The organism is Parasutterella sp. (assembly GCF_057870745.1).
Map to the genome: position 1 here is coordinate 1 of NZ_DBMALT010000005.1, position 22,536 is coordinate 22,536.

Sequence of the window (22,536 nt, forward strand, 5' to 3'; positions counted from 1 at the left end):
GAGCCCGAGACATTCTCGAGCTTCTTGGCATTAACAACAAATTCCCGCGAAACCTGAAAGGCTAAAAGTCAATACCGAACTATTTCGCGGGAGTTTGGGTTTAGAAGTTCCAGTTTGCTCTTGCCATCAGGCCTGCATCGAGCTTGCCGTCACCTGTTGCTGCCGAAGCAGCAAGACTGCCTTCGAAGCGTCCTTTTTCCACAGAGACTGCCATGGTTCCGAAACCGTTCCAGCGGCGGAAATTTTTCTGGGAAATATCTTCTTTTGCCTCAGTTCCAACCGCAAACAAACGGGACTCCTTAGACAGCTTGCCGACTTTGACTGATCCGCCTAACTCTCCTTTAAGGCGGATTTTTGTGTCCGCCGCAGAAGAAACCATCCAGCTTCCTCTCAGACTCAACGGCACCTCTGCGAACACCTGAGCCTTATTCTTCAGCCTAAAGGCATCCTGAGAGCCGATAGATGTTTTCTCGGTTGCTTTCGGGAACACCCAAAGCTGCGGAGCTGCCGCGATCGAGAGTTCTTCTGTCAATGCATAGGCAACATCTCCTCCGACGTTAAATAACGTCTCCGGAACGCGCGTCTTCAGTTTGTCCATCTGCATCGAACCGGGCAAGGAAGAGGTAATTTTTCCTCTGGAGTGTCCGACGCCGCCGTTCAATGCAACGGAGATCTTCTCAAATCTCTTGCCGACAGAGAGAGACAGGCCAAAAATATTTTGTTTGCCGGACGCGTCCAAAACATTATGTCTGCTCTTTGAGGAAACGTGACCGCCGTCAAAAGATACAGACCAGCTTAAACCTGCCGCATTTTTCCCGGCGGCCCCTATTCGCACGGTTTCAGAGGTCGCACGGTACCTTGAAGAGCCGAGGTAGTCGCCAAGGTTATTTGAGAAGAACAAACCGCCTCCGACATCGCCAAACAGATAGATTCCAGACTCCCTCGTTTCCATAACGTTATGGAGCTCCCCGAGCGTCTTCTTCGTGCTTTCTCCTCGCACACGAAGCGTATTTAATCGAGTACCCAGCAGGGAGCCTAACTGCGTCGCTTCCTTAATCAGTTTATGAGACTGCTGAGGGTTGAAGTAGGCTTCGTTGTCCACGCGAGCAAAGAATTTTTGAGCCACATTCAAAGAGTCGACTGTAAAACCTTCCGGGTTGCCGTAGAGCCAGCCCTGAAGCTCCGGATAGACAAAGTTCTGAGAATTGATTTCTCCGCGCTTAATGAACCAACCTTCTCCTGCCACGTTTTCCAGTTTCAGGGAGAGATTAGCGTTAAGCGACACGAGGTTCACATCGGATCTTCCGTTGATTTCTGAAACAGTCGTATCCGTCAGCTGATTGGTTCCGAATGGATCCACTACAAAGATCGAGCTATTCGGCCGGAAGGAGAGAGAACCGTCTGAGACAGAAGTAAACGCAGGTACATCCGCACGACCGCGCATCAGCAACGCACTGCCCTCCCCAAACACGACACCGGCGTTTCCTGCTCTAGCAGCCGCATTACCAAGACGAATAATGTTCCCATTACCCAGAACCTGAGTTTCATTTACGACCAGAACAGCCTTTGAAGGATTACCAAATTGCTCCAGAATGGACAAAGTCTCAGAAGTTCCGTAGCCGTTCCCATCGCCTGATGCATCGTCTCCGAGAATCAGCACGCCTCCGTTAGCGACCTGAATCTGATTATCCTTTCCTTCCCATTTCTTAAGATACAAAGACGCCTTTTGCTGAGGCTCGGAACCGCCCTCGATGGAAATGACAGAAGCAAAAATTTCGGCCTGATCAAATTGTGCCTGACCGCCTTTTGTAAGGCTGAAGGTTGTCTGAGACAAACCTTTATTTTTTGTTCCAAGAGTTAAGGTACCTGCCTTCAGAGAACCTGCCACAATTGCTTCGGCATTCTGAACGACCAGCGTGTTAGAGGTAAGGGCGCCGGCAATATTCATCGATCCGCCAGTCACTTCAAGAGATTTTCCGCTCAGGACTTCTGCTCCGGCTGCAACGTTCAGCTTACCAGCCGTTTGATGGAAGGAGGCCTGAAGTTCGGTGTGAGAAAGTTCTTTGAAGTTGGTTTCGCCTTTATTAACGATCAGGGCATTTTCAAAGGTTAAAACCGAGCCGGAAAAATTCAGCTTGCTGTCCCCTTCAACGTAAACCGCAGCCGTTAAGTGTGCTTTTCCGGTCTTTCCTCTGCTTTCCTCTGTTATACCGTGAATCGTTAAGCTCGAAGAATCCGTTAAAACGACGGTCTGGATCTTCTCATCAATTGCAGCAACCGGTCCAGGAGCGTAGAGGGCAACATCCGAACGGTTGAGTGTTAATTGGTTTGTTTTATCAGACGTCAGCGAGCCAATACGGATTGTTTGGTCAGTCAGTTCTGTGCTGTCTTCCAAATCTAATCGCACGGAGGCCAGAGCTATATTCGGCTTATCTAGCAGACCATAGTGATTCTTAAGGGTAACTTTGTGAATGTACCCGCTGCTCTCGTCGATAAACACCTCTCCGGTAAAGATCAACTCGGCGCCCTTATAAGCATCGGAGGCTTTGTTGAGATACTCAAGAGAAGCTTTTTCATCGGTCAGAGTTATCTTTGAGAAAGGTTTGGACCATTTTTCAGTTATTTCTCCGGCTAACAATGTGCCGCCCACCGACATGTCGGATACAAAGTCTTTGGCAGATACCGTGAAAATATTTTTCGATTCTGAAGTGAGTTGAACAACTGAAAGATTCCAATTCGCCGGATTTAACTGTGTTTCAGAAACGATTTCAAGAGCTCCGCCTATCTGCTGATAAGATCCTCCGAAGCCGCTGAGATCCCCTTTTAAATAAACGTCTGCGCCATCAGCTATGACCTTTCCATTTCCTGTGAAAACTTTCCCGGCTTCAACATGAAACGAGGAAGATGCCTTCAGCACTAGCACTGCTGAGGATTCGAGATTGAAGGCCGTTCCAAGCGTCTTGAACGAAGAAGGGCCGCTCAATTGAAGGAGAGACTCATCGGCTCCCCGTGTGTTTCCTCCGACTTGAACCAGCAAAGCAGGAGTTTGACTGAAGTCTTTGACAGTAAGTTGGTCCAAAAAGTGAAGAGCCGTGCCCTCTGCAATACTTATTGCGAGAGATCCTGTGTCGTTCAACCTCTGAATTTCTAGATTAACGGCCTTCTCAAAATTTACTTGAAACTGGCTGTCAGGTATTGTCCAAATCCCTAGAACACGAGAGCCTTCGCGATTTGCATCCAATATTCTTAGGTCAAGTTCCCGATTTATCGTAATTGATTCTGGATTAGAAATTGACGCATGGATGGAGCTAAAAGTCAGGAGAGCTGATTCTGTCCCTGTATTGATAAAACCGTACTGTAGTTTTGGAAGAGCGGTAGACGCATCCTCTATCAGTCTGTCTGCAATATTCCACTCCATGTTTGTGAGGGCCGGTCTTCCCTCAGAAAATGCGAGAAGGAATTCATCGATCTCTTCGTCAGTGCTTTCCTCTGTCCACCAAGTCAGATCTTCCAATTCCCAAAAGTTAAACTTTTCAGGTTTGGTATTGGCCGCTTCTGCGGCTGCAAAATGGCAAATAGAAAAAAGAACTGCACCGGCAACAGACCGATGCAGCATGTCCGAAATATTTTTTCGCGGCATGTAGCTGCTCCGTATAGAGTCAGCCCCGCGTTCAATCTATATCGGGTTGTCGATGTTCACAAAGCTGACATTTAATTGTGGAAAACGAGAAGCTAACCATTGCGATAGTGCTCGAATCCCTAATGTCTCACTTGCGTGATGGCCGACCGCGAAATACGGAACCCCTAATTCCCTTGCTTCCAGAACTGTGCGCTCACTAATCTCGCCGCTCAGGTAGGCCTGAGCGCCTGCGTCTGCCGCTTTTTCGAGATAGTCTTGTGCCGCACCACTGCAAAAAGCAACTCTTCGTATTGAAGGGGGAGAGTCTACGGGCAAAACATAAGGCACCCTCCCGAGAACCTCGGTTAGTTTGTCAGTGAGTTTTTCAATTGTTACAGGTGAGTCAAACTCTCCCTGCAAGACAAGGGGCTCGTCCGGAAGAGGCGTTACATCTTTTATTTTTAGCAAGCGCCCGAGCTCGTGGTTATTACCTACCTTTTCATTGGCATCAAGAGGTAAGTGATAGGCAATGAGGTTAATATCGTGCTCAAGAAGCTTCTTAATTCGGACTCTTTTTATTCCGGTAATTCTCGGATTTTCATTCTTCCAGAAATAGCCGTGGTGAACAATAATTGTGTCTGCCCCCCTCTTCACGGCCTCATTGATGAGAGCCTCTGAGGCCGAGACGCCGCAGACGATATCCTTGACCTCTTTTTTGCCCTGGATCTGCAGTCCGTTGGGGCAGTAGTCTCGAAATTTTTCCGGCTCCAACAGTTCGTTGAGCGCCTCTAGAAGTTTTTGGATTTTCATCGAATTCTTCCCATATAAAGACTGCCGGGAATCCCGGCAGTCTTAAATATCACAAATAGCTTACGGCATGACTAAACCGCTGCCGCCGGCACCTTCAGGAGGCGTGAAGCCGGGCTGACCCGGAACCACAATCTTGCTTGCGGCTGCGCGGCGCAGTTCCTGCAGCTCTTTCATGGTCTTTTCAACGCCGGCCTTAGCGGCTTCGCGATAATTTGCGACAGCGGCTGCCAAGTTGTCGGCTTCGATATCAAAGGAGATCGGAAGAGCGCCCATCTGAGTCATGATCTGAGCTTCGCCGGTGTAAATAACCTTGCGGCTCTCGTCCACTTTGCCATCTGCTGTTACAGGCACCAGGCAGCGAATCACACCGATCTTTCTGTCGGTGTAAATTTCTTCGCGGAAAAGGTTGGCCGCATCCATCTGCTCCTGGCCCTTTTCGGCTTCAGTCTTAACTTCTTCAGTCATTTATCTATTACTCCTCAAATTTTGTTCTGTGTATTCTGACTCGAGATTTGACTCCGGATTTGCAAAGAGGCTCAAACAGAGCCTCTTTCCCGTAATCATCTGTAAACCATGACGGGAATCTTGGAATGAGTCAGAACTTTTTGAGTTTCACTGCCTAAAAGCACGGCTGCAAAGCCCTGTCTGCCGTGAGAGGCCATGAAAATCAAATCGCAGTTGTATTCATTGGCGGCGTCAATAATCGCTTCGGCCGGAGAGAAGGATTTGAAAGCCACAACTTCGCAGTTGATGTCTTTTTTCTCAACCAGTTCTCGAGCGATTTCCAGTCGTTCCTGAGCCATTTCCTTAACTCTGGAATCGTATTGATCAATACTTTCAGGTCTGTACTCAGAGAGATTGGTATAGCTGTAAGGCTCAATAACAGTAATGATGACAATAGAGGAACCCAGAGCCTTGGCAAAATCGGCCGCAGCTTCAAGCGCTTTATCAGAGAGTTCGGATCCGTCTGTCGGAACCAAAATACGGTTATACATAGCTGACCGTCCTTTTAAGAATTTTATTTGCCCATAAGTGTAATAGGATTTGTTACATTCCGTTAAGTTTTATTTAGTGTCGATCCCCGTAATGTGGTTGATCGCGACAGAGGCGGCGGCCAAGCCCAAAGCTGCTGTTACTACAACGGAAGATCCATAGCCGGCACAAGATAGGCCGGCGCCGACGTCACACACTCCTTCCGGACGTTTAACGGGGTCTGCGGTGTAAACACAAGGAATGCCGAACTTCTCAATTCTCTTTCCTGCTTTTAGTTTAGGAAACCCGTATTTTTTGCGAAGGTCGTAACGCATTCGGGATAAAAGAGGATCTCCGGTCGTTCGGGCTAAATCCTCGTGAATAATGTTCATGGCACTCGTCTTGCCACCGGCCGCGCCGCACGCAACCATGTATTGCTTTCTTTTTTTACAGACGGCCGCCATAGCTGCTTTAACTTTAACGTTGTCAATGCAGTCAAGAATGATGGCGTCTTCCGGCAGAAGCGATTCTGCGGTTTCTACTTCGATGAAATCTTCAATCTTCCTGCAGTCGCAGAGCGGATTGATCGCGTGGATTCTTTCTGCCGTCGCATCGACTTTCGGTTTACCATAAACCCCTGTCATCGCCTGCAACTGACGGTTCGTGTTGCTCTCTGCGACATTATCTAAGTCCACCAGCGTGATGCGGCCAACGGCCGTACGAGCTAAAGCTTCCGCTGCCCAAGAACCCACGCCTCCTAAACCGACCACACAGACATGAGCATTTTTTAAGCGTTCGGCACCGGCTTTGGTGTAGAGTTTTGCAACGCCGCCAAAGCGTCTTTCGTAATCGAGCGGATATTTGTTCTCTTCAGCCATTTTCAACTTCTATTCGTCAGACATCGTCCTCAAAAGAAACTTCGTCTTGCCCTAATGTTTCTTTGATAACTCTTTTAATTACAGATGGGATAATTCATAATGTCAACAAAGCTCGTGAAAGAAAAACAAGCTTACTAACAATGATTATCGGAGGTTAAATGAAGATTTTAGTTCCCATCGACGGAAGCGAGTTCAGTAAACACTCAATTGAATTTGTCACTTCACGTGCAACTCTCTTAGGACACAACCCTGAAATCGAACTGCTGAGCGTGCAAGCCCCCGTTCCCGCAAGAGCCTCCAAATTAATCGGCAATGGCTCCCTGAGCGGTTATTACGACGAGGAAGCCAACGTCATTCTTGAACCTGCAATCGAAGCACTGAAAGCCGCAGGCGTCAAAGCTACCGCCCGCTATGCTGTCGGCGAAGCCGCTCCGACAATCGCAAAAGTTGCTGAAGAATCCGGCGCCGATCTGATCATCATGGGTTCTCATGGCCGCTCTGCCTTGAAGGGCCTCCTGCTTGGTTCGGTTACCAATTCCGTCTTGGCGCTCTGCGACAAATCCGTCCTGATCCTGCGCAACAAACCGGCGCCCACTAATGACTCTCTGAAGGTCGGCGTTGCGATCGACGGCTCCAAGTACGGTGAAGCCGCTGTCGAACACATTCTTAAGAACCACGATATTTTCGGCGACCATCCGACGTTCTATCTGATGAACGTCGTCAGTGACTACGCCGGTGTCGTTATGCCGGATATGGCCGGTATGGCGCTCCCGACAATGAATGAATCCGAAGTTCGCGCCATGCAGCAGGAATCTTTTGATGAAGCCGTCGGTCCGAGCCGTAAAGCTTTCCAAGACAAAGGCTTCAAGACAGAAGAAATCTGCCTGGTCGGCAATCCCGGCGACGAAATCGCAGCTTTCGCTAAGAATGAAGGTTTAGATCTCATCGTCATGGGAACACGCGGCTACGGCGCTTTCAAAGCCGCCGTCCTCGGTTCGACCGCTACGCGTATTGCCGCGATCAGTGACACGCCTCTGTTGGTAATTCAGGCAAACTAACGCCGACGGACGTTTAGAACAAACCACACTTACTCAAGGGCGTCCATCGAGGCGCCCTTGTTCATTATAAAAATGACAAAAATCCTCAAAATCGTCGCCTTCATGGCCCTCCTGCACTGCGGTTTTACTTCTTCGCGCGTTATTTCCACCCTTTATGCCCTGCATTACGGGCAGCCTGCGTGGATGGTCGGCGTGATTTTGAGTACTTATGCGGCGATTCCGGCACTGATCTCAATTCATGTCGGGAAATTCATCGATAAAATCGGGGTTCGTATCCCGATCACGGTTTCTTTCCTGATGATCTCGGCGGCGTGCCTGATGCCGATTCTTTTCCCGTATGAGCAGTTTGGCTTTTGGCCTATCATCGTGACGTCTTTGCTTGCGGGTACAGGATTTGTTTTTACGCTCATCAGCGGCCAGGGCTTAATCGGACATCTCTCAAATAATAAAAATCGGGCAACGGCTTTTACCTATCAATCCATCGCCTTTTCAATTTCGGGGTCAACCGGACCGGTTGTAGCCGGCTACCTGATCGATCACGGAAGCTACTATTGGGCGTTCGGCGGCGCGCTGACTTTTGCGCTCCTCGGCGGCGGAATCTTTCTGCTCCAGGCACGCGGCCTACCCTCGGCCTTTAACAAATCTCAGGCTAAAGATAATCGGCATCACAGTGCCTTTGAATTATTCAAAGATGAGAAAGTCAGAAACGTTCTGCTTGCGTCTGCCTTCGTTTCTATGGCTTGGGATCTTCAGGCCTTCATGATTCCGGTTTACGGCACCGAAATCGGATTAGACGCCGTCGCCATCGGCTGGCTGTTAAGTACATTCTCCATCTGCACGTTTGCCGTCCGAGTTTTCATGCCGATCCTTTCTCAGATGTTCAAAGAATGGTCCATCATTATTTTCGTGATGATCTCAGCCGGTCTGACTTATATTGTTTTTCCTTTTACGACATCGCTCACGCTTCTCTTCCTACTTTGCGGATGGCTCGGCGCCTCTCTCGGAGCTTCTCAGCCGAACGTTCTCTCGCTGCTCCATCAGGTAACTCCTGACGGCCGCGTAGGCGAAGCGATCGGAATCCGAACCATGCTGATGAACGCCAGCCATGCGATTTTGCCCCTGCTCTTCGGTTTCGGCGGTTCGGTGATCGGAGCCGCATCGGCATTTTGGGCAACCGGGGCCTTAATGGTCGGAGCCGGTGCAAAAATCGGCTACTCCGTTAGAAATATGCGCGACCCCGCTGAGAAACTCGTGGAAGACAAGGCAATTGAGCAGGAAGAGAATATCGACTTCAAAAAAAATGACAAATAATCCCGTAGTTATTGCAAGGGGTAACATCAATAAAGTAATTACTTATGGTTATTTTTCCGTAGAATAATTACAATAAGGTAGAAGCTGCGAAAAACCCTGTTTCGATAGAGACAGCGGATTCGATTACACATTACAACAGCAAATAACACAAGCCGATTACGATTAAGTTGCCGGCGGGAGGGTAATTTTGAACACTGGGGAGACAACCGTTCTCGTTGTGGAGCCGGATCTTGACACACAGCGAGTTTATCGTCAGCGTCTTATTCATGATCCTGACATTAAACTGATTGGCATTTGTTCAAGCATTGCCTCTGCGACTGCATTGCTTGCTCAAACAAACTGCGACATCCTGTTCACGGAACTCAACCTTCCGGACGGGGACGGCTTGGATTTTATCCGCCGCGCCTCCGAAGATCTCGCGGTTCAAAATATCGTTGCCGTCACTTCCAAAAACTCAGCTGCCGATATTGCTGCTGCCGTCGAAAACGGCGCTGTCGGCTATATCACGAAGCAGGACTCCGACCTTCACGATGTCGGAAACTACATCCGCATTCTGCGTGCGCATGGAAGTCCGATCAGCCCAACCGCAGCGAGGGTCTTAGTTGATGCCCTACGCCGGAAGCCGGCCGTCAAGCCGGTCGTTTCCGTTGCGGCAAGTCGGCCTGCCGTTGCAAATCCCTTGTCACCAAGAGAAACCGAAGTTCTCAATCTTCTTGCCCGAGGCATGAGCTTCGCAGAGATCAGTTCGGTCTTAAACATCTCTTGTCACACGGTCACGGCGCACATCAAGAAGATTTACCGCAAGCTTCAAGTACATTCCCGAGGGGAAGCGGTTTACGAAGCCGCCCAGCTTGGAATTCTTCCGTCCATGTAAGACAAAAGCCGAAGGCTCGCACCTTCGGCTTTTTCTTTCAGCTGGTTTTCTATTTCTTCAGAACCCAGTCGCCGCTCTTGCCGCCGTGCTTTTCCAGCAAACGGATGTCGGTCATGCACATTCCGCGGTCTACAGCTTTAAGCATGTCGTAGATGGTCAGAAGGCCGACTTGGACAGCCGTTAGGGCTTCCATTTCAACGCCGGTTCTGCCTTTGGTTTCACAGGTCGCCACACAGCGCACTTTGCTTTCTTCCGGATAGAGTTCAAAGTCAACGTTCACATGCGTTAGGGCAATCGGATGGCAAAGAGGAATCAGATCCGGTGTCTTCTTCGAACCCATGATGGCAGCAATACGTGCAACCGCCAGAACGTCTCCTTTCTTAGCGTTCCCCTTTTCCACCAGGGCAAAAGTCTCCGGATGCATGCTGATCCAGCCCTCGGCGATACCGATGCGATGGGTTTGATCTTTATCGGCAATATCCACCATATGGGCTTCGCCCGCCTGGTTGAAATGAGTCAACTCGGACATATAAATACCTTTTTAGAATTAGTTACAGCAAAAAACAGGATTACTGTTATATTTTTCCTTACTGCTTGAATGATAAATATTATTGGATAAAAACGGAATGACTTTGAAACCGCTGCTCTCTCTGTGTCTCTCCTGTATTCTGGCTGCTGCGCCGATCGCGGGAACCTATGCACAGAACTACAATCTGCCGAACCTCGGTGCGGCAGGTGGTTCGGCCCTGTCTCCGATGCAGGAACGTCAGCTCGGCGAAGAGATCATGGTCGAAGTTCGCTCCGATCCTACCTATCTGAATGACCCGGAGACCATCGACTACTTGATGCGTCTCGGCTACAAACTCGTCTCTGCCGGTCCGGGTTCCAGCTATTCCTTCTTCTTTTTCCCGATTCGTGATCCTTCCATCAACGCGTTTGCGCTTCCCGGAGGTTTCATTGCCGTTCATACAGGACTTGTCACTGCAGCATCCAGCGAAAGCGAGCTCGCTTCCGTTCTTTCTCACGAAATCGGACACGTTGCGCAGCGCCATATTGCCCGAATGATTGAAAACCAAAAAGGCAATTGGGCTGCAACCCTAGGCTCTCTGCTGGTCGCCATTTTGGCGGCACGCGCCGGTTCGGCAGACGGCGCTGCAGCCTCGGTCATCGGCACCCAGGCCGCTCTTGCTCAGAATTATTTATCCTTCTCCCGCGACGCCGAACGCGAAGCAGACCGTGTGGGCTTTAATTCCTTAGTCCGTGCCGGTTTCGATCCGAAAGGCATGGAAAACTTCTTTGAACGCCTGGACTTCAATAACCGCGCTTATGAAGGCTCGCGCGCCGCACCGGCTTACCTGCGCACGCACCCGCTGACCATTGATCGTATGAGCGAAGCTCAGAACCGTTCCCGCATGGCCGGCAAAAGAAATCACAAAGACTCTCTGGACTTCTTTCTCATTCGTGCGCGTCTTCGCGTTCTTCAATCCAACCGTTATCAGGGCTGGTCGGATGCTGCGGACTACTTTAGAAATGAACTGAAAACTGCTACCGGTTATCAGGCGATCGGAGCCCACTACGGTTTAGCTGTAGCAGCTCAAAAAATGAAGAATAAAGCTGAGGCACTCAAGCAGATTGAAATCGCGCAAAAGATGGCCGGAGGAAACTCTGCCATCATCAACAAACTGCACTCGAATCTCGTGTTTGAATCTTCTCCGGCCAACCGAGCACGGGGACTGCAGCTTGCAAAGAGCGCTCAGCAAAAAGCACCTTTGTCCACAATGCTTGTCCTTAATTACGGCGATCTGCTGCTCAGGGACAAGAAATACAACGATCTTTTGAACTTCCTGCGCAAACAGCACGCGTTATCTAAGTCGACGGTGGAGTATCAGTCTTTCCTCGGGCAGGCCTATGAAGCATTGGGCAAAGTCAGCCAAAGTCACCAGGCGATCGGAGAAATGTACGCCCTGCAAGGTCAGCGCGTCGCCGCCATCCAGCAGCTCTCGCTTGCTCAAAAGGCCAATGACGGTGACTTCTACACCATGAGCGAAATTGACGCCCGCCTCAGAGAACTTCGTCGAGACGAAGACTTTGATCGTAAGCATTCCAATTAGTCAGAAAGCGGACCTTGCTAATCACGGAGGTCCGGCCTCTAAGGCGCCTCGTTGTCAAAAGTTACTTTTTTCGGGCTTAAAGCGCGCTCATTTAGTGAGAAAATTATCAGAATTAACTTTTTAAGACCTAAGGTTATAAATTGACTGAAGAAATAAAGATGAACAATCCGATTGAAACCGATGCCGTCATCATCGGCACCGGTCCCGTCGGACTTTTCCAGGTTTTTGAATTGGGCCTTCTGGAAATGAAAGCCCATGTTTTGGATTCTTTAAACCATCCGGGCGGTCAGTGCGTTGAGCTCTACCCCGACAAACCGATCTATGACATTCCGGCAGTTCCTGTCTGCACCGCCAAGGAGCTGACGGAAAACCTGCTCAAGCAAATTGAACCGTTCAAACCGACTTTCCACTACGGCGAAGAGGCTCAGGTTCTTAAAAAACTTGATGACGGACGTCTCTACGTTAAAACCTCCAAAGGCACCGAATTCTTAGCTAAGGCTGTCTTCATTGCAGCCGGTGTGGGCAGCTTCCAGTCTCGCACGCTCAAAGTTCCGCACATTGAACAGTTTGAAGGCAAACAGCTCCATTACCGCGTCAAAAATCCTGAAATTTTTGAAGGTAAGAACATCGTCATTTGCGGGGGCGGAGACTCAGCCCTTGACTGGTGTCTCAATCTTGTCGGTAAGGCCGAAAGCGTTGTTTTGGTTCACCGCAGAGAAGGTTTCAGAGCCGCTCCGGCATCTGTCAGCAAGATGAAAGAGCTTTGCGACAACTGGGAAATGCAGTTTGAAGTCGGTCAGGTCACGGGCTTCACAGAAGAAAACGGCCAAATGACCGAAGTTAAAGTCACCGGCGCCGACGGCGTTACCCGCCGTATTCCGGCCGAACATCTGCTGGTTTTCTTCGGCCTGCAGCCTAAACTCGGACCGATTGCAGATTGGGGCCTGACGCTCGAAAGAAAACAGATCGTTGTGGACACTGCCCGTTTCGAAACCAACATCCCTGGCGTCTTCGCTGTCGGCGACATCAACATTTATCCGGGTAAAAAGAAACTGATCCTTTCCGGTTTCCATGAATGCGCTTTGGCTGCTTTTGCCGCTTCCGAATATGTGTATCCGGAAAAACGCGTTCTCCTGCAGTACACGACCACGAGCCCGAAACTGCACAAAGTGCTCGGCGTTGAGACACCGCATTTTGACTAATTTCTCGGTTTACCGGATCTCGTAAAAACGAAAATCCGCCGAAAGCCCTGAGCTGACGGCGGATTTTCGTTTTTCGACCTTATTAGGTATCAGACACCTTAATGGAAGGCATCTTCGCGCTGTAGTCTTTGTTCTTCTTAGAGACTGCAACGGCTAATTTACGTGCAATTTCCCTGTAGGCTTGTGCGACTTTTCCGTCGGGATCTGAAATCACGATCGGTTCGCCCTTGTCCATGCTCAGACGAATGTTGATATCAAGCGGGAGTTCGCCTAAAAGTTCAACGCCGTACTGCTCAGCCATCTTGGCTGCGCCGCCTTCGCCGAAGATATGTTCTTCATGACCGCACTTCGAGCAAATATGGGTTGCCATATTTTCAATGATGCCAAGGATCGGAACATTCACTTTTTCGAACATCACGAGACCCTTGCGGGCATCCATCAAAGCGATGTCCTGAGGAGTCGTCACTACCACAGCACCGGTCAAAGGCACTTCCTGAGAAAGAGACAGCTGAATGTCGCCGGTTCCCGGGGGCATATCGACGATGAGGTAATCCAGGTCTTTCCAGTTGGTCTGTTTCAGAAGCTGCTGAAGCGCGGAAACTGCCAGCGGACCTCTCCAAATCATCGGCTGATCCGGATCGATAAGCACGCCAACGGAGGCAACCTGCAGGCCGTGAGCAATCATCGGCTCAAGAGTCTTACCGTCAACGGAATAAGGTTTATCGGTAATGCCAAGCATGGTCGGCTGGCTCGGACCGTAGACGTCGGCATCCAGCAAGCCGACTTTAGCGCCTTCCTGCTGAAGAGCGAGTGCTAAGTTGGCAGACACTGTGCTCTTTCCGACGCCGCCCTTGCCGCTGGAGACGGCAATGATGTTGCGGACGGAATCAAAAACCTTAACGCCTCTCTGAACTTCATGGGCGATGATGTTTTGGCTGATTTTGACATCGGCGGGAATACCGGCCTCGACCAGTTTGGCACGGACCATCTCTTCAATGACGGGGCCCTGTGTTTTGGCCGGGTAATCTAATTCGATTTGGACGGTTGTTTTTCCGTCTTCTGTAGTAACTTTCTTCAGAGCCTTAGAAGAAACTAAATCTTTGCCCGTGTTCGGGTCAATGACGCCAGAGAGAACCTCTCTGATTTTTTCCTGCATTGTGTTCTCCTTACTGTTGGACTCGGCAGGCGTGAAAGCCCCTTTCCAAGTTTGTCCTAGGATATCAGATACTTCGTAACTCCTGCTTACGAGTTCCTGATCCGCTAAAATTATTTCTTTTCAAAAGCATTCTAGAAAAAGTCATGACTAATCGCACTATCTTCTTGACGACGGCACTGCCGTACGCCAATGGAAATTTCCATTTCGGACACATCATGGAATACATCCAGGCCGACATTTGGGTCCGTCATCAGCGGATGTGCGGATCAACCGTTCACTTTGTCGGCGCAGATGATGCCCACGGTGCTCCGATCATGATCTCAGCTCAGAAAAAAGGCGTCACGCCTCAGGAATACGTGGCCGAAATCTCTGCCGGCCGCGCCAAGTACCTCAACGGATTCTTCATCCGTTTCGACCACTGGCACTCTACGGACAGCAAAGAAAATACTGAGCTGGCCCAAGACATCTACAAGCGCCTGAAAAAAGCCGGCCTGATTTATTCCAAGGAAATCGAACAGTATTACGACCCGGTCCGCGAGATGTTCCTTGCCGACCGTTTCATTAAAGGCACCTGCCCCAAGTGCGGCGCACCTGACCAGTACGGCGACTCCTGCGAAGTCTGTGCTTCCGTTTATCGCCCGACCGACTTGATTAACCCTTACTCCGCTCTGTCCGGAAGCAAGCTTGAACTGCGCAAGTCCAAACACTTTTTCTTCAAACTGTCCGATCCCAACTGCGTAGAATTCCTGCGTCAGTGGACCCGCGGCACTGCCCCGGACGGTACCCCTCGCCTGCAGTCTCAGATCGTCGCTAAAACAGCAGAATGGCTGGGTAAGGACGGAGACTTGAGCGACTGGGACATCTCTCGTGACGCCCCTTACTTCGGCATTGAAATTCCCGATGAACCGGGCAAGTTCTTCTATGTTTGGCTGGACGCCCCGATCGGCTACCTCGCCAGTCTGAAAGCCTACTGCGAATCCAAGGGCATCAATTTCGAAGCCCTGCTTGAGACCTCCACAACCGAACAGATTCACATCATCGGTAAGGACATCGCTTACTTCCATACGCTTTTCTGGCCTGCCATGCTGCACTTCTCCGGCAAACCTTTCCGTGTACCGGACCATGTCTGGGCGCACGGCTTCGTTACCGTAGACGGTCAAAAGATGAGTAAGAGCCGCGGCACCGGTCTTGATCCTCTGGTTTATCTTGAACTCGGCATGGATCCGGAATGGCTGCGCTACTACTTCGCCTACAAGCTCAATTCCAAGGTCGAAGACGTAGACTTTAGCTCCGCCGACTTCATTTCCCGCACTAATTCCGACTTGGTCGGCAAGTACGTCAACATTGCCAGCCGTTCTGCAGGCTTCCTTGTGAAGCGCTTCGAAGGCCGCGTCCTGGACCAGGCCATTGCGGAAAGCAGCCTGATTTCCGAAATCAAGGCCGCCGCTTCTGATATCAACGCTTCTTTCGAAGGATGTGAATACGGCAAGGCTCTTCGCGCCGTCATGGAGCTTGCCAACAAAGTCAATGAATTCGTTGATCAGAAACAGCCCTGGGAATTGGCCAAGCAGCCTGAAAAGGCCGCTGAACTGCACGCCGTCTGCTCCGTGACGCTTGAAGCCTTCCGTCTGCTGACGCTGTTCCTGAAACCGGTTCTCCCCCGCACTGCTGAAAATGTCGAAACTTTCCTCAACTGCGGTGAACTGACCTGGAAGTCCGTTGACAGTGCTTTGTCTTCCGACAAACCGATCAACCCCTTCAAGCACCTCATGAAGCGCGTTGAAGAAAAACAGGTTCAGCAGCTCTTTGAACTGAGCTCCAAGGCTGCCAAGGCAGCTTCCGAACCTGCCAAGGAAGAGAAGAAGGCAGAGGCCGAATCTGAAGAATTCGTATTCGAACCTTTAGCTCCGAATATCGCTTTTGATGACTTCGCCAAGGTTGACCTCAGAATCGGCAAGATCCTGGACTGCAAGAAAGTTGAAAAGAGCCGCAAGCTCCTTCAGCTTACGATTGATATCGGTGAAAAAGAACCACGCAACATCTTCTCCGGCATCGCCGCTTACTACAAACCGGAAGATCTGATCGGCAAGCTCACCGTGGTTGTCGCCAACTTAGAGCCGCGCAAGATGATGGGCAGTTTCTCTCAGGGCATGCTGCTTTCCGCCTCCGACGGAGCAGACACACCTTCGGGTCTTTATCTGCTTGAACCGTTCCCGGGTGCTAAGCCGGGTATGCGTCTGCACTAATCACGATCTTTAGTAAAACCCTCGGTCCGAACGCCGAGGGTTCTTTTTTTCAGCTACAGATAAACCTTTATTTTTGGAAAATAGTTGAAGCTTTACGCTCAAATGTGAGATATTGGGAGGATAATCTAGGCACTTAGCTTCAGAACCCAAGTTCTAAATAAGTTTATTTTTGCCTCGGCAGCCTTACTGCCGTAAGTTATCCACTGTATTCGATCCAAGATAAATGAGCGCGAGATCTCACATCGTAGAGGCCCTGCATCGTTTCCCGTTAGCACGATTCGAGCCAGCCTCTCTTTGCATTTTAAAAAATTATTCTTTCTCCACTTTCACAAGTGACCTCTCCGCAGGCCTCACTGTCGGTGTTGTGGCACTTCCTCTTGCGATGGCTTTTGCCATTGCTTCCGGCATGACGCCGGAATCCGGTATTTACACCGCCATCATTGCCGGATTTTTAATTTCTCTTTTAGGCGGATGCAAAGTTCAGATCGGCGGTCCGGCCGGCGCCTTCATTGTTATCGTTTACGGCATTATTGCTCAGTACGGCGTCGGCAACCTGCTCATCGCAACCTTTTTCTCGGGCATATTCCTATTCCTAATGGGGCTCTTTAAGATCGGGAGCTTCATTCGATTTATTCCGGTCTCGATCGTCATCGGCTTTACCAACGGTATCGCCGTACTCATCGGTCTTTCTCAGATCAAGGACTTCCTAGGCCTGAACATTGCCAAGATGCCTGCTGACTTTTTCCATCAGATCGAGACACTAGCCGGCGCTATCAATACCGTCAACCCTTACGCTGTCGGTTTAGGTCTTGCCTCCTTGATCATCGTCTTCGTCTGGCCTCGTTCCTGGACTATCGGCGGTGCGCCGTGGAGAAGATGGCTCGCCAGGATCCCGAGTACCGTTGTCGTACTGATCGTCATGACAGCACTGGTCTCTTTCTTTAACCTTCCCGTAGAAACCATCGGTTCAAAATTCGGCGGTATCCCGCAAGGACTCCCAAAATTCCAAATTCCTGACATTAGCTGGGGTAACGTAAAGCAGTTGCTCGGACCGGCCATCACATTGGCTCTTCTAGGATCTATCGAATCTTTGCTTTGCGCCCGTGTTGCCGACGCAATGACGGACGAACGCCATGACCCTAATCAGGAACTGATGGGCCAAGGCATCGCTAACTGTATCGTGCCTTTCTTCGGCGGACTGCCTTCTACAGGCACCATTGCTCGTACCGTCACCAACATCAAGAGCGGTGCCGTCACGCCTATGGCAGGCATGATCCACAGCCTGACCCTGCTTGTCATTATTCTTGTGGCCGCTCCGTTAGCAATGAACGTTCCGCTCTGTGCGCTTTCTGCCATCCTCCTGTTCATGGCCTTTAACATGGGCAACTGGCATGAATTTATTCGCCTGAGACAGTTCACCATGTCCTACAAGGCCACCTTGCTGGTGACATTCTTCCTGACGGTGATTTTCGATCTGACGGTTGCTGTTGAAATCGGCCTGCTCACTGCCGCAGTGTTCTTCCTCTATCGCATGAACACGCTCACTCGTGTAATCCCCAAGACACTGCCCTTTGATGCGCCGAAGCAAATCGAAGCGTGGGCCATGGAAGGTGCGCTTTTCTTCGGCTCGGTTTCCAAGCTGGAAATCGTCACAGACCCCAAACACATCACCGCGCCTGATGCACCTGATGTGGTTATTTTCGATTTCACTGATTTGCTCTCGATCGACAACAGTGCCCTCGACATTATTGAATCCTTCCAGCGGAACCTGGTGAAACACGGCAAGATTTTGATTGTCGTCGGCGCCAGTGAACACCCGCTTCGCCAGATGAGACGCTTAGGACTCGCTCAGCGGCTCGATAAATATATGTGCCCGGATATGGAAACAGCGCTTCAACTAGCCCGTGAAGCAATCTATAAAAAAGAAGAGCCTGACCCGAGTCCGAGAGAAGAAATCCGGATCATTGAACGAAAGTAGCTCGACTGCCAACAGAGCCCGTCCGAAAACGACGGGCCTTTTTTTGCGCCTAATCGCCCTGAATACGATATTGTCTGGACAAGAAGTCTTCTGTCGTGGTATACGTCTAAAAAACATTACAAAACATTACCCTCGGAGGGAAGAATGGGAAACGTATCCAATGAATGGTTGGCAGCAATCAGCACGGGACGCGACTACAGTATCGACGAAAAGAAAAGAGGCTGTGCTGTCCCTGTTACGCCTTGGCTGCATCCGCCCGTCGGTAAAAGACTCCGGGACTTGATTACCAAGCTTGGAACTGTTCGGGAATTGGAGCGGCAGGAGATTCTTTATCCGCAGGGCAGAAAAATTTCCGATATCGTTCTCGTTCAGCAGGGCGTGACAGCCCGCAACTTCGGCAATGCGGTTTCCGGCCCGAAAGCGGCTGCAATCTCCACTCCGGGCCACTTCGCCTGCGGAAATCTTAATTTTTTGACACGCCGACCTTCTCTCGGAACCTACTTCGCCTTGACAAAGGCCCAAGTCGTCGTATGCCCCAAGGATCTTTTACTGCCCGTCCTTACGACGGATCCGGAGCTATTTGCCTATACCATTCGATTACTAGAAAGCTGCACGCTCTCAGACCGTGTGGGTTTCGCACTGATGGCCTTCGCCCCCGTTGATCTTCGCCTAAAGGCTTTTGTCGTCACCTGGGCTATTCATTACGGCAAACTCACTGCCGACGGCTTGATCAAATGCCCTATTCCTCTGACACGGAACAACCGTTGTCTCGTCGCCAACGCCTCCCCTGTGTCCACAGACAATGCGTTAAAACGATGGAAAGAAGAAGGAGCCTGGATTCGGGACGGAGACTTCGTCACGTTCCCTGCCGCCTTCGTCGATGATGCTTACCAATGGATGCGCTCGGCCGAGGAAAGCAGCGAATACACATATCCAAATTCCTTCAGAGAACTCTTAGAAGCACTTCCTCCGCTAACCAATCCTTGGTATTAGTTTCCGGCTTTTTCTCTTGCCTCATTGGCCTCTAAGCCAAACGCTTCATGCGTTTTCATTAGTTTTTTCAAACTAAAAGCTGAGCCTTTGTCATTTTTTATATCCTCGTAAACCCTTTAACTATCCACCAAAGCCTTTGGGTAGTTAAGAAAATCTTCAGTTTTTAAACTTTTCTTATCGGTTATGAAGAGCCGACAACATCATCAAGGAGGATTTTTAAAATGACATTCACCCGCAGAACCTTCATGGAAACCACTTGCGCTCTGAGCGCCGGACTTGTTTTCGGAAGCGTTGCCCATGCCTCAACCAAAGTTCCTGAAAAATGGGACGAAACCTGCAGTCTTCTCGTTATCGGTACAGGCTTTGCCGGCCTGGGCGCTGCCCTTGAAAGCCACTATCTCGGTATGAAAGACATTCTTGTTGTTGACAAGATGCCTTCCGCCGGCGGCAACTCCATCATCAACGGGGGTGCCATCGCAGCTGCCGGAACAGATATGCAGGAAAAAGCCGGTATCAAAGACAATGCCGATCTTCTCTACTCCGACATTCTGAAAGCCGGCGGCGGTCTCGCCCATAAAGAACTCGCCAGAAGAATTGCAGACGAATCCGTCTCCAACTACAAGTGGCTTCGTGACGAAGTCGGCGTCAAGTTCAAAGCCGTCACTTATCACGGCGGTCACTCTGTTCCCCGCAGCCACGCTGTGATGGAAAACACCGGCGCCGGTTTCATCAATCCGATGCTCGCAAAATGCAAGGAATTCGGCATCAAAATTCAGCTGAGAACGATTGTGGATGACCTGATCGTCAACGATAGGGGCTGCGTCGTCGGTGTTAAAGCCCGCGTCAACCATCGCTTCAATCGTCCCGACAGCGGAAAAGTTGTCTACATTCGCGCAACCAAAGGTGTGCTGATTGCTTCCGGCGGCTTCAGCCAGAACGTCAAGATGCGCACCAGTCATGATCCGCGCTTAACCGATGCTTTCGGATCCACCAACCATCCCGGTGCAACCGGCGAAATGATTCAGGAAGCTCAGGCTTTAGGTGCCAATACCATCCACATGGACTGGATCCAGCTGGGCCCCTGGACTTCTCCCGACGAAAACGGCTTCGGTCTGGCTCCTCTTGCCGTGGAATCTATGGTCGGCTACGGCCCCATGATTAACCCGACAACCAGCAAGCGCTTCATTAAAGAAACCGGCAATCGTAAAGTTCGAGCTGATGCCATTGTTGCCCTTGGTAAACCGGCGATCATCTACACCTGCGAAGCCAACATGATGAACAAAGTCGTCGGCAAAAACATGAAGCCCGAACAGTTTGAAACCGCACTCAAGAACGGCGTTATTCGTAAATTCGACGACCTCAAATCTTTGGCGGAGTTCTACAAGCTGGACTATGCCACCCTTGAGAAAGAAAACGAAAAATTCAACGGCTATATGAAAGCCATGAAGGACCCGGAATTTAACTGCATGTTCTTCAAAGATGCCGTCCTCAACACCAAGGGACCTTTCTACGCTATTCGTCTGTGGCCGCGCGTTCACCACACCATGGGCGGTCTTGAAATCAACGAAAAAGCCCAGGTTCTCGACGTCAAGGGCAATCCGATTGCCGGTCTGTACGCAGCAGGCGAAGCGACCGGCGGCGTTCACGGCATGGTCCGTCTCGGTACCGTCGCCGTTGCCGACTGCATCATCTTCGGACGTATTGCTGCCCGCACTGCTAACGGCTGGGCAGGCTGCTAATTCTCTTGCTTAGTCTGAGGCCTCCTCCGGAGGCTTCAGATGGAGAACCGACATGACCTCATTGAATTCACTGACAAAACTACTCGGAATCGGTCTGCTCGCTGCGATGTTTTCCTATTCAGCCTTCGCTGCCGATGCACCGAAGATGGGTGCCGATAAACACGTTGCCAAGGGCGTAGCATGCCAGACCTGCCACGGAACCGACCTCAAGAATCCGAACCTTCCGACAGAAGAAACGTGTACACAGTGCCACCCGAAAGCGATGCTGATTGAAAAAACTAAAAATCTGCCTGGAGCCAATCCTCATAACGCACCTCACAACGGAGACTGCATCAACTGCCACTTGATGCACGAGCCGCCTGAAGACTATTGTGCACAGTGCCACAAATTCAACTTCAAAGTGAAATAGATCAAACGGCACTAAAACAAGGAGGGATATCTTATGAAATCTAAAAAAGTCATTGCAGCGATTGCTTGCTGCTTCTGCGGAAGCGTCTACGCCTCCGACGTCTCCGTCTACGGAATGGTGGACGCATATGTCCAGCTTTACAACGGCGGAAACGGCACCGTTGTCGACTTAGGAAGCGGTGGTAAAGGCGGATCTCGCATCGGCATTAAGGGGACGGAGGACTTAGGCGGAGGCACAAATGTGTTCTTCCGTTTGGAAAACGGCTTCTTTGTCGATAACGGCACCAATACCACCGCCGCTCAGCCGGAAGGATGGGCCTTCCAGCGAGAGGCGATCCTCGGAATCCGAAACACTGACTGGGGCACGTTTTCTTTCGGCCGTCAGTACACCCTGAACTTCGGCGGAATCGCCCAGTTTGACGCTTTTGCCTGCAGTTTAGGCAGCACGATTAACAACTTCATGGCTCCGGCGCCCTATCTTCCGAATACGCATATTCCCGGCATTAACGGAGCTTCAGGTGTCGACAATCTGACCCGCAGAGATAATTCCTTTGTCTATGAAAGCCCGGCTTTTGGCGGCTTAAAGCTCTCTGCTATGGTCTCTTTAGGTGAACAGAACAAACTGAATTCCGAATCCGAAATGTCGAATAAGTACGGCAACAGCTACGCTGCTCAAGCCGTCTATCGCAAGGGTGCTTTCGGTATCGGCTTCACTTACACCTACCAAAACCTGGCTGCAGAGGCTCCAAATAACCTCAAAAACCCGAATTCGCACGCTGCGCTGTATAACTTAGGTGCAAGCTACGACTTCGGATTCACCAGGCTCTACGGCAACTTGGTCTACAAGAACGGTTCCAAGGCAGCAGTCCGAGACACCAACCCGAACATCATGGTATACAGCGTATCGGCTAAGACTCCGTTATTCGGCGGCAACCTGTTAAACGGCTTTGCGTATTTGAAGAACAATACGACTGATTCGGCCAATGCGTGGAACGTCTCAGCTCGTTATGACTATCCGCTGAGTAAACGCACCACTCTCTACGCCGGTGCTGCCTATCTCAACAACGAGAAGAACGTGAATTACACAATCAACGGCGGTGGCGGTACTTCATCGGCACCGACCACGAACATGGGCAAAAACCCGTGGACCACATTCGTGGGTATGAACCACACGTTCTAAT

The 22,536-nt window shown here is 50.5% G+C and carries 18 protein-coding genes; 11 read left to right on the forward strand and 7 right to left on the reverse strand.

Annotation, left to right across the window (positions count from 1 at the left end):
• Positions 1-100: 100 nt before the first annotated feature.
• The 5 genes from ACZND6_RS02295 to ACZND6_RS02315 form a co-directional block, all read right to left on the reverse strand.
• A complete protein-coding gene (locus ACZND6_RS02295) occupies positions 101-3,640 on the reverse strand; it encodes a hypothetical protein (protein ID WP_293738624.1) in 3,540 nt (1,179 codons plus the stop codon).
• Positions 3,641-3,676: 36 nt separating this feature from the next.
• Positions 3,677-4,429 carry a Nif3-like dinuclear metal center hexameric protein gene (locus ACZND6_RS02300; protein WP_022100551.1) on the reverse strand — a complete coding sequence of 251 codons (753 nt, stop codon included), beginning with the start codon at positions 4,427-4,429 and terminating at the stop codon, positions 3,677-3,679.
• Positions 4,430-4,489: 60 nt separating this feature from the next.
• Entirely contained in the window at positions 4,490-4,894 is a 405-nt protein-coding gene (locus ACZND6_RS02305; RefSeq protein ID WP_046447604.1) for a hypothetical protein, read from the reverse strand.
• A gap of 95 nt (positions 4,895-4,989) precedes the next feature.
• Positions 4,990-5,424, reverse strand: coding sequence for a universal stress protein (locus ACZND6_RS02310; protein ID WP_008810143.1), 435 nt, complete (start codon positions 5,422-5,424; stop codon positions 4,990-4,992).
• A gap of 69 nt (positions 5,425-5,493) precedes the next feature.
• On the reverse strand, positions 5,494-6,279 hold the full coding sequence (locus ACZND6_RS02315; RefSeq protein WP_293737049.1) for a tRNA threonylcarbamoyladenosine dehydratase: 786 nt from the start codon (positions 6,277-6,279) through the stop codon (positions 5,494-5,496).
• A gap of 158 nt (positions 6,280-6,437) precedes the next feature.
• Here ACZND6_RS02315 and ACZND6_RS02320 point away from each other — a divergent pair, with 158 nt between their 5' ends.
• From ACZND6_RS02320 to ACZND6_RS02330, 3 genes are all read left to right on the forward strand, one after another.
• Positions 6,438-7,337, forward strand: a complete 900-nt coding sequence (locus ACZND6_RS02320) for a universal stress protein (protein ID WP_293737050.1) — start codon at positions 6,438-6,440, stop codon at positions 7,335-7,337.
• A 72-nt stretch (positions 7,338-7,409) separates the two neighbouring features.
• Complete coding sequence (locus ACZND6_RS02325; RefSeq protein WP_293737051.1) at positions 7,410-8,648, forward strand: MFS transporter; 1,239 nt, start codon at positions 7,410-7,412, stop codon at positions 8,646-8,648.
• A 187-nt stretch (positions 8,649-8,835) separates the two neighbouring features.
• Positions 8,836-9,522: a LuxR C-terminal-related transcriptional regulator gene (locus ACZND6_RS02330; RefSeq protein WP_293737052.1), complete on the forward strand. Its 687-nt coding sequence runs from the start codon at positions 8,836-8,838 to the stop codon at positions 9,520-9,522.
• A gap of 49 nt (positions 9,523-9,571) precedes the next feature.
• Here the strand turns inward: ACZND6_RS02330 and moaC are convergent, their stop codons facing one another.
• Positions 9,572-10,051, reverse strand: coding sequence for a cyclic pyranopterin monophosphate synthase MoaC (gene moaC / locus ACZND6_RS02335; protein ID WP_008810148.1), 480 nt, complete (start codon positions 10,049-10,051; stop codon positions 9,572-9,574).
• A gap of 97 nt (positions 10,052-10,148) precedes the next feature.
• Between moaC and ACZND6_RS02340 the strand changes: the two genes are divergently transcribed.
• Together ACZND6_RS02340 and ACZND6_RS02345 are read left to right on the forward strand one after the other, a co-directional pair.
• On the forward strand, positions 10,149-11,633 hold the full coding sequence (locus ACZND6_RS02340; protein ID WP_489524354.1) for a M48 family metalloprotease: 1,485 nt from the start codon (positions 10,149-10,151) through the stop codon (positions 11,631-11,633).
• 158 nt (positions 11,634-11,791) lie between these two features.
• Complete coding sequence (locus ACZND6_RS02345) at positions 11,792-12,835, forward strand: NAD(P)/FAD-dependent oxidoreductase (RefSeq protein ID WP_300874263.1); 1,044 nt, start codon at positions 11,792-11,794, stop codon at positions 12,833-12,835.
• Between the two features lie 82 nt (positions 12,836-12,917).
• Here the strand turns inward: ACZND6_RS02345 and apbC are convergent, their stop codons facing one another.
• Positions 12,918-14,105, reverse strand: coding sequence for an iron-sulfur cluster carrier protein ApbC (apbC, locus tag ACZND6_RS02350; protein ID WP_489524371.1), 1,188 nt, complete (start codon positions 14,103-14,105; stop codon positions 12,918-12,920).
• 14 nt (positions 14,106-14,119) lie between these two features.
• On the opposite strand from apbC, the gene metG reads away from it, so the two are divergent.
• From metG to ACZND6_RS02380, 6 genes are all read left to right on the forward strand, one after another.
• Positions 14,120-16,237 carry a methionine--tRNA ligase gene (gene metG / locus ACZND6_RS02355; protein ID WP_293737110.1) on the forward strand — a complete coding sequence of 706 codons (2,118 nt, stop codon included), beginning with the start codon at positions 14,120-14,122 and terminating at the stop codon, positions 16,235-16,237.
• A 223-nt stretch (positions 16,238-16,460) separates the two neighbouring features.
• On the forward strand, positions 16,461-18,215 hold the full coding sequence (locus tag ACZND6_RS02360) for a SulP family inorganic anion transporter (protein WP_489524355.1): 1,755 nt from the start codon (positions 16,461-16,463) through the stop codon (positions 18,213-18,215).
• Positions 18,216-18,359: 144 nt separating this feature from the next.
• Complete coding sequence (locus ACZND6_RS02365; protein WP_489524356.1) at positions 18,360-19,208, forward strand: Crp/Fnr family transcriptional regulator; 849 nt, start codon at positions 18,360-18,362, stop codon at positions 19,206-19,208.
• A 221-nt stretch (positions 19,209-19,429) separates the two neighbouring features.
• Entirely contained in the window at positions 19,430-20,947 is a 1,518-nt protein-coding gene (locus ACZND6_RS02370; protein ID WP_489524357.1) for a flavocytochrome c, read from the forward strand.
• 52 nt (positions 20,948-20,999) lie between these two features.
• Complete coding sequence (locus tag ACZND6_RS02375) at positions 21,000-21,356, forward strand: cytochrome c3 family protein (protein WP_489524358.1); 357 nt, start codon at positions 21,000-21,002, stop codon at positions 21,354-21,356.
• A gap of 33 nt (positions 21,357-21,389) precedes the next feature.
• A complete protein-coding gene (locus ACZND6_RS02380; protein WP_489524359.1) occupies positions 21,390-22,535 on the forward strand; it encodes a porin in 1,146 nt (381 codons plus the stop codon).
• The last annotated feature ends 1 nt before the right edge of the window (position 22,536 follow it).

What these genes read in the sequence shown, in the direction of transcription:
- ACZND6_RS02295 (WP_293738624.1), bottom strand. Translation starts at nt 3,640, where the DNA reads ATGCCGCGAAAAAATATTTCGGACATGCTGCATCGGTCTGTTGCCGGT.
- ACZND6_RS02300 (WP_022100551.1), bottom strand. Translation starts at nt 4,429, where the DNA reads ATGAAAATCCAAAAACTTCTAGAGGCGCTCAACGAACTGTTGGAGCCG.
- ACZND6_RS02305 (WP_046447604.1), bottom strand. Translation starts at nt 4,894, where the DNA reads ATGACTGAAGAAGTTAAGACTGAAGCCGAAAAGGGCCAGGAGCAGATG.
- ACZND6_RS02310 (WP_008810143.1), bottom strand. Translation starts at nt 5,424, where the DNA reads ATGTATAACCGTATTTTGGTTCCGACAGACGGATCCGAACTCTCTGAT.
- ACZND6_RS02315 (WP_293737049.1), bottom strand. Translation starts at nt 6,279, where the DNA reads ATGGCTGAAGAGAACAAATATCCGCTCGATTACGAAAGACGCTTTGGC.
- ACZND6_RS02320 (WP_293737050.1), top strand. Translation starts at nt 6,438, where the DNA reads ATGAAGATTTTAGTTCCCATCGACGGAAGCGAGTTCAGTAAACACTCA.
- ACZND6_RS02325 (WP_293737051.1), top strand. Translation starts at nt 7,410, where the DNA reads ATGACAAAAATCCTCAAAATCGTCGCCTTCATGGCCCTCCTGCACTGC.
- moaC (WP_008810148.1), bottom strand. Translation starts at nt 10,051, where the DNA reads ATGTCCGAGTTGACTCATTTCAACCAGGCGGGCGAAGCCCATATGGTG.
- ACZND6_RS02340 (WP_489524354.1), top strand. Translation starts at nt 10,149, where the DNA reads ATGACTTTGAAACCGCTGCTCTCTCTGTGTCTCTCCTGTATTCTGGCT.
- ACZND6_RS02345 (WP_300874263.1), top strand. Translation starts at nt 11,792, where the DNA reads ATGAACAATCCGATTGAAACCGATGCCGTCATCATCGGCACCGGTCCC.
- ACZND6_RS02360 (WP_489524355.1), top strand. Translation starts at nt 16,461, where the DNA reads ATGAGCGCGAGATCTCACATCGTAGAGGCCCTGCATCGTTTCCCGTTA.
- ACZND6_RS02365 (WP_489524356.1), top strand. Translation starts at nt 18,360, where the DNA reads ATGGGAAACGTATCCAATGAATGGTTGGCAGCAATCAGCACGGGACGC.
- ACZND6_RS02370 (WP_489524357.1), top strand. Translation starts at nt 19,430, where the DNA reads ATGACATTCACCCGCAGAACCTTCATGGAAACCACTTGCGCTCTGAGC.
- ACZND6_RS02375 (WP_489524358.1), top strand. Translation starts at nt 21,000, where the DNA reads ATGACCTCATTGAATTCACTGACAAAACTACTCGGAATCGGTCTGCTC.
- ACZND6_RS02380 (WP_489524359.1), top strand. Translation starts at nt 21,390, where the DNA reads ATGAAATCTAAAAAAGTCATTGCAGCGATTGCTTGCTGCTTCTGCGGA.